The organism is Kitasatospora putterlickiae, from assembly GCF_039527695.1.
In the GTDB taxonomy this organism is placed as follows: domain Bacteria; phylum Actinomycetota; class Actinomycetes; order Streptomycetales; family Streptomycetaceae; genus Kitasatospora; species Kitasatospora putterlickiae.
Genome location: NZ_BAAAKJ010000276.1, coordinates 1 through 298, shown reverse-complemented (window position 1 = coordinate 298; position 298 = coordinate 1). Strand labels below are relative to the sequence as shown.

Here is a 298-nt window from a genome sequence, read left to right as displayed (position 1 = left end):
GTCCGGGAAGACCCTGGCCGCCGTGGGCGCCGCCCTGCTCCTGGTGGCGCTGCTGCTCACCCCGATGATCTGGCGCGCCCTGCTGCGCCGGCGCCGGCTGGGCGCGGGCGGACGGCGCCGCCCCGGCGGGCCGGGGCCGGGCGGGCTCACCGACGCCCAGGTGCTGGCCGCATGGGACGAACTGATCGACTCCGCCTGGGACCTCGGCATCCCGCCGGACGAGTCGCGCACCCCGCGTGCCGCCGCCCGCCGGATCGCCGAGAGCGGCGAGCTGGACGAAGCCTCGGCGGGCGCCCCC

1 pseudogene is annotated in these 298 nt (G+C 80.2%); it reads left to right on the top strand.

Going from position 1 to position 298, the window contains the following annotated elements:
- Positions 1-22 precede the first annotated feature (22 nt).
- Positions 23-298 (top strand): annotated as a pseudogene (locus ABD308_RS27350) (transglutaminase); the annotation flags it as partial.